The sequence below is a fragment of the Pseudomonas sp. CVAP#3 genome (genome assembly GCF_018986375.1).
Lineage (GTDB): Bacteria > Pseudomonadota > Gammaproteobacteria > Pseudomonadales > Pseudomonadaceae > Aquipseudomonas > Aquipseudomonas helvetica.
Genome location: NZ_JAHMSC010000038.1, coordinates 1 through 5,069, shown reverse-complemented (window position 1 = coordinate 5,069; position 5,069 = coordinate 1). Strand labels below are relative to the sequence as shown.

4 protein-coding genes are annotated in these 5,069 nt (G+C 61.2%); 2 read left to right on the top strand and 2 right to left on the bottom strand.

What is annotated here, in order from left to right; genetic code table 11:
* Positions 1-151 precede the first annotated feature (151 nt).
* On the bottom strand, positions 152-1,129 hold the full coding sequence (locus KRR23_RS28850; protein ID WP_216745218.1) for an NADPH:quinone reductase: 978 nt from the start codon (positions 1,127-1,129) through the stop codon (positions 152-154).
* 179 nt (positions 1,130-1,308) lie between these two features.
* Here KRR23_RS28850 and hemF point away from each other — a divergent pair, with 179 nt between their 5' ends.
* Complete coding sequence (hemF, locus tag KRR23_RS28845) at positions 1,309-2,223, top strand: oxygen-dependent coproporphyrinogen oxidase (protein WP_216745217.1); 915 nt, start codon at positions 1,309-1,311, stop codon at positions 2,221-2,223.
* A 13-nt stretch (positions 2,224-2,236) separates the two neighbouring features.
* The gene (aroE, locus tag KRR23_RS28840; RefSeq protein WP_054594899.1) at positions 2,237-3,058 is read left to right on the top strand and encodes a shikimate dehydrogenase; all 822 of its coding nucleotides are present in this window, start codon (positions 2,237-2,239) and stop codon (positions 3,056-3,058) included.
* Between the two features lie 168 nt (positions 3,059-3,226).
* Here the strand turns inward: aroE and KRR23_RS28835 are convergent, their stop codons facing one another.
* Positions 3,227-4,795: a SulP family inorganic anion transporter gene (locus KRR23_RS28835; protein ID WP_216745216.1), complete on the bottom strand. Its 1,569-nt coding sequence runs from the start codon at positions 4,793-4,795 to the stop codon at positions 3,227-3,229.
* Positions 4,796-5,069: the final 274 nt, after the last annotated feature.

Here is a 5,069-nt window from a genome sequence, read left to right as displayed (position 1 = left end):
CTTCCCCATGACACCCCCAAAGGTTGTGTCCAACATTTGGGGGTCAGTTCACTCTGCGTGGGAATGCAGCCCGGGACGCTCCGCGTCCCAAAAGCGGACGCAGAGCGTCCATTGAGGCATTCCCACGCGGGAGCGTGGGAACGATCGGTGGTCAGGGCAAAAGCACCGTCGACCCGGTAGTACGCCGCGCCGACAACTCAATCTGCGCTTTAGCCGCGTCAGCCAGTGGATAACGCTGGTTGATGTCCACTTTCAACTGGCCGCTGATGATCATCCCGAACAGCTCATCGGCCATGGTTTGCAGGTTTTCAGCGTTGTTGGCGTAAGTCCCCAGGGTTGGCCGGGTCACGTACAGCGAGCCTTTTGCCGCGAGAATCCCCAGGTTGACGCCGTCCATCGCACCCGATGCGTTGCCGAAACTCACCACCAGCCCGCGTGGCGCCACGCAGTCGAGCGAAGTCAGCCAAGTGTCCTTGCCAACACCGTCGTAGACCACCGGCACCTTTTTGCCATCAGTCAGTTCCAGCACGCGCTGTACGACGTTTTCCTTGCTGTAGTCGATGGTTGCCCAGGCGCCGAGGGATTTTGCCAGTGCGGCTTTTTCCGGCGAACTGACGGTACCGATCAACTTCACGCCCAAGGCCTTGGCCCATTGGCAGGCCAGCGAACCGACACCACCGGCAGCGGCGTGGAACAGGATGGTCTCGCCACCCTTGAGTTCGTAGGTCTGACGCAACAGGTACTGCACGGTCAGGCCCTTGAGCATGACGCCCGCGGCCTGTTCGAAACTGATGGCGTCCGGCAGATGCACCAGATGGTCTTGCGGCAACACATGGAACTCGCTGTAAGCACCCAGTGGGCCACTGCCGTAGGCCACGCGGTCACCGACCTTGAAACGCGTGACGTCGCTGCCCACCGCGTCGACCACGCCCGCGCCTTCCGCGCCCAGGCCCGATGGCAGGGCGGGCGGCGCGTAGAGGCCGCTGCGGTAATAGGTGTCGATAAAATTCAGGCCGATAGCCTTGTTGCTGACGCGTACTTGCTGCGGGCCCGGCTCGGCAGGCTGATAGTCCACATACTCAAGCACTTCGGGGCCGCCATGGGCACGGAACTGGATACGTTTGGCCATCTGCACTCTCCTTGGGTGTGTTTGCCATCGGTCTTTCGGCGAAGGACCCTATCGGACTCCTAAGCTTGATCTTCGTCAACTGCGACGGTCACGAGTGCAGTGTTATGCTACGCGCCCATTTGCGCCGGCCGCCGTTCTGATCGAGCGCCGCGTAGCTTTGCCCGATTCAAGGTGATGCCATGACTACCCGCACCGAGGCCGTAAAAGCCTACCTGCTCGACCTGCAAGACCGCATTTGTGCTGCGCTGGAAGCCGAAGATGGTGGCACTCGTTTCGTCGAAGACGCCTGGACCCGGCCAGCCGGTGGTGGCGGTCGCACGCGGGTGATCGAAAACGGCGCGGTCATCGAGAAGGGCGGCGTCAACTTTTCCCACGTCTTTGGCAGCGGTCTTCCGCCGTCCGCCAGCGCCCATCGGCCGGAACTGGCCGGGCGCGGTTTCGAAGCCCTTGGTGTGTCGCTGGTGATTCACCCGCACAACCCGCATGTGCCGACGTCCCACGCCAACGTGCGCTTTTTCATCGCCGAGAAAGAAGGTGAAGAAGCGGTCTGGTGGTTCGGCGGCGGCTTCGACCTGACCCCTTACTACGGCAATGAAGAAGACTGCGTGCATTGGCACCGTGTGGCCGCGAAGGCCTGCGAGCCTTTTGGACCGGACGTCTACAGCCGTTACAAGGCGTGGTGCGACAGCTACTTCCACATCAAGCATCGCAACGAACCCCGAGGTATCGGCGGTCTGTTCTTCGATGACCTGAACGAGTGGGACTTCGACACCTGTTTCGCCTTCATGCGCGCTATCGGCGATGCTTACATCGATGCGTACTTGCCGATCGTCAAGCGTCGCAAGGCACAAGCCTTCACCGAAAAACAGCGCGAGTTCCAGGAATTCCGCCGTGGGCGCTACGTCGAGTTCAACCTGGTGTACGACCGCGGCACGCTGTTCGGCCTGCAATCGGGCGGGCGTACCGAGTCGATTCTCATGTCGCTGCCGCCGCAAGTGCGCTGGAGTTACGACTGGAAGGCCGAGCCTGGCAGTGAAGAAGCGCGACTGACCGAGTATTTCCTGCAAGATCGCGATTGGTTGGCAAACGTCTGAACGAGGAATCCTGATGGACCGTTACGTCGTATTCGGTAACCCGATTGGCCACAGTAAATCGCCGTTGATCCATCGCCTGTTTGCCGAGCAGACCGCTCAAAAGCTGGACTACAGCACCTTGCTGGCGCCGCTGGATGACTTTTCCGGTTGTGCCACGGAGTTTTTCCGCGAAGGTCGTGGTGCCAACGTCACGGTGCCGTTCAAGGAAGAGGCCTATCGTCTGGCCAACAGCCTGACGGAGCGGGCTCAACGGGCAGGTGCGGTCAACACCTTGAGCAAACTGGCGGATGGCAGCCTGTTGGGCGACAACACCGATGGCGCCGGGCTGGTGCGGGATTTGACGGTCAACGCCGGGTTCAGCCTGCGCGGTAAACGCATTCTGCTGCTGGGCGCTGGCGGTGCGGTGCGTGGCGCGCTGGAGCCGTTGCTGGCCGAGCAGCCGGCGTCGGTGATCATCGCCAATCGCACGCTGGAAAAAGCCGAGTTGCTGGCTGAACTGTTCGCCGATCTCGGCCCGGTATCCGCCAGCGGTTTCGACTGGTTGCGTGAGCCGGTGGATCTGATTATCAATGCCACGTCGGCCAGCCTGTCAGGCGATGTACCGCCGATTGCCAGCAGCTTGATCGAACCGGGCAAGACCGTTTGCTACGACATGATGTACGGCAAGGAACCGACCTCGTTCTGCCGCTGGGCCAGCGAACACGGCGCCGCGGTGTCGATGGATGGCTTGGGGATGCTCGCCGAACAGGCGGCCGAAGCGTTCTTCCTGTGGCGCGGCGTACGCCCGGACACCGCACCGGTGCTGGCCGAACTCCGCCGCCAGCTGGCGCTCTAGGCTTTTGTGGCGAGGGAGCTTGCTCCCGCTCGGGTGCGAAGCGCCCGCGTTCTTGGCGATCTCACTTTTCCTGATGCACCGAGTTGGCAAGTTTTAGGGCCGCTTCGCAGCCCAGCGGGAGCAAGCTCCCTCGCCACAGGGTTGAGCCCGACGCGGCATTTGGGTTGGTCAATCCTCAAACCGAATTGGGCATTTCTCTGGCCCTTCGAGCTTGATCAACTCTTCGACCACATGCCCCCGCGCCCGGCGCAGGATCAGGCTGCGGCCTTGTCTGAGCAGTCGTCGCGCTTCCTGGTGCAGCATCTCTACGCCGGAATAGTCGATGAAGTTGATGTACTGCCCTTCGATCACCACCTTCAATCCTTGAGTGCGTTGCAGACGGACTTGCAGGTAGTGGCTGGCGCCGAAGAAGATTGAGCCACCGACCCGCAGAATCTCTTCATCGCCTTCGCTCCATTGCTGCACGCGGGGTTGCGAGGTGCGTTTGAGGTAGAAAAACAGCGAGACCAACACCCCGGCGTAGATCGCCGTTTGTAGCTCCAGCAGTAATGTGGCGACGCACGTCAGCGCCATCACCGCGAATTCGGCATGGCTGACCCGGAACAACGCGCGAATGCCGCGATGGTCCACCAATCCCCAGCAAATCAGCAGAATGCTCCCGGCCATCGCTGGAATCGGGATATGCGCTATCAGCGTCGCTCCGATCAGTGCAAACAACGCCACCCACAGCGCCGAGAACACCCCGGCCAGCGGCGAGCAGGCACCCGCCTCATAACTCAATCCCGAACGGGTAAAGGAACCGGCCGACAGTGAGCCTGCGAAAAAGCTGCCGACGATGTTCGAAAGTCCCTGCGCGCGGACTTCCTGATTCGCATCGAGTAACTGCTGCGAGCGTTGCGACAAGGAGCGGGCAATCGACAGGCTGGTCACCAGCCCGAGCATGCCGACTGCCACCGCACTGGGCAGCAGGCGCAACACCAGGTCCAGATCCAGCGGCAACGGGCTGAATGGCGGTAACCGGCCCACAAACGAGCTGACCAACTTCACATGGCCAAACATCGACGGCCACAGCCACACCAACAGGCCGCTGACAATCAGGCTGATCAACAGGCTCGGCCAGCGTGGCAGCAGCAGTTTCAGCACAATGCCCACTGCCAGCGTGCCAAGGCCCAGCACCAGCGACGGTTTATCCAGCGCGCCAATGTCGCCGATCAGTGACACCAGGCTGTTCAGCGCCGTGGCCTGATTCGGCAGGTCCAGCCCCAACAGGTTCGGCAACTGCCCGAGTGCGATCACTACCGCCGCACCGAGGGTGAAACCCAGCACCACCGAGTGCGAGACAAAGTTCACCAGCGCGCCAAAGCGCAACATGCCCAGCAGCCACTGGAAAATACCGGCGAGGAAGGTCAGCAGCAGGATCAGCGTGATGTAGTCCTGGGAACCGGGCACGGCCAAGGGACTGACGCTGGCGTAAAGAACGATAGAGATCGCTGCTGTCGGGCCACAGATCAAATGCCAGGACGACCCCCAGAGGCAGGCAATCAATACCGGGATGATGGCAGCGTACAAGCCGTATTCGGCGGGTAACCCGGCGATCAGGGCGTAGGCAATGGATTGCGGCAACGCAAGAATCGCCCCGCTGAGGCCTACGACAAGATCGCGACCGACGCTGACGCGGGTTTGCCGGGGCAGCCAACTGAGAAAGGGGAAGAGCTTATGGCGTCTGGAGATTGCCATGGGGCCTCTTGAGTGGGGTTTTGGCGAAAGAGTATCAGGGTGGGGTTTGGTGGTGTGGTGTGTCAGTTCGATCGACCCCTCACCCTAGCCCTCTCCCGAGGGGAGAGGGAACTGACCGAGGTGTATTTTCTATTTGCTGCGACCTGAAAGTCCGGGTCGAACTCAGGTTTAAAAAGCATGGATATCGGCCAATGCTGTTCGCTTAAGGAAGTCTGGAGGCCTGAGAAGTATCTGTGGCGAGGGAGCTTGCTCCCGCTGGACTGCGTAGCAGGCC

Bases quoted from the DNA above. Each gene is read 5' to 3' on its own strand.
- KRR23_RS28850 (WP_216745218.1), bottom strand. From the start codon at position 1,129: ATGGCCAAACGTATCCAGTTCCGTGCCCATGGCGGCCCCGAAGTGCTT.
- hemF (WP_216745217.1), top strand. From the start codon at position 1,309: ATGACTACCCGCACCGAGGCCGTAAAAGCCTACCTGCTCGACCTGCAA.
- aroE (WP_054594899.1), top strand. From the start codon at position 2,237: ATGGACCGTTACGTCGTATTCGGTAACCCGATTGGCCACAGTAAATCG.
- KRR23_RS28835 (WP_216745216.1), bottom strand. From the start codon at position 4,795: ATGGCAATCTCCAGACGCCATAAGCTCTTCCCCTTTCTCAGTTGGCTG.